The organism is Caballeronia sp. M23-90, from assembly GCF_053574605.1.
Map to the genome: position 1 here is coordinate 1 of NZ_JBSIPA010000858.1, position 1,144 is coordinate 1,144.

The window sequence follows — 1,144 nt, forward strand, 5'->3', positions numbered from 1 at the left end:
CTGCAATTGCGCCCAGCCTGCGTGATGCAGGAAATGGCGGGCTACGAGCGGTATGTCGATGTCGCGCGATTCGCGGATCGGCTTGCCGTTATCGAGCGATTCGAGTACGGAAAAAAGGCGCGCGTTGCGCTGGACCATTCGCGACAACGCATACAAATGACGCGCACGGCCGGCGCCGCCGAGCGCTTGCCACGCTGGCAACGCCCGGTGCGCGGCGTCGACTGCTGCGTCCACATCGGACTGGTCGCCTTGCGCAATGCTCGAAAGCACCCGCCCGGTAGCAGGCTCCGAAGAATCGAACCGCTCGCCGGCCAAGGGCTCACGAAAAGCGCCATCGATGAAATGACCAAAACCGTTGGTGTGTTGATCCAGCCAGGCGCGCGCGGCGCCGTCGTCTTCCGGTGCAGGTCCGTAATCCATCGAGGAGAAATAGTCGGCTACGCTCATTGGGAGCTCGTGTAAGAGAGTGATGCGAAAAATTCAGGCGACAGGATGCCGATGAAAAGCGGAATAGCGACCGGTGACGTGATGTTCGAGCTGCCGTTCGATATCGGCGAGCAGACTCGATGCGCCAATGCGAAACAACTCCGGTTCGAGCCATTCGCGGCCGAGTTCCTCTTTCATCAGGATCTGGTATTCGAGCACCGACTTGGCCGTCGACACGCCGCCCGCAGGCTTGAAGCCGATCATCACGCCCGTGCGTTCGAGGTATTCGCGGATCATGCGGACCATCACGAGCGAAACGTCGAGCGTGGCGTTCACGCCTTCCTTGCCCGTCGATGTCTTGATGAAATCGGCGCCGGCCATCATGCAGACCATCGACGCCTTGGCGATATTCGACAGCGTGCGGATATCGCCCGTCGCGAGAATCGCCTTGATATGCGCCGGGCCGCAAGCCGCGCGGAAGTCGCGCATTTCGTCGTAAAGGGCTTGCCAGTTGCCGGTCAGCACATGTTCGCGCGTGACGACAATATCGATCTCCGCCGCGCCGTCTTTCACAGACGCCTCGATTTCCTTCAGCTTCAGCGGATGCGGGATCAGCCCGGCAGGAAAACCTGTGGATACCGCCGCGACCGGAATGCCGCTGCCGGCAAGCGCCGCGACAGCGGTCGCAACGAAACGGTGGTACACGCAGACCGCGCCA

Annotated in this window: 2 protein-coding genes; both read right to left on the bottom strand. The window is 61.5% G+C overall.

Annotated features, from left to right (window positions below):
• On the bottom strand, window positions 1–447 hold a 447-nt coding region (locus ACRXB1_RS36485; RefSeq protein WP_449494831.1), incomplete at its 3' end, for an aldehyde dehydrogenase family protein.
• Window positions 448–480: 33 nt separating this feature from the next.
• The coding region (deoC, locus tag ACRXB1_RS36490; RefSeq protein ID WP_449494832.1) for a deoxyribose-phosphate aldolase at window positions 481–1,144 on the bottom strand (664 nt) is incomplete at its 5' end.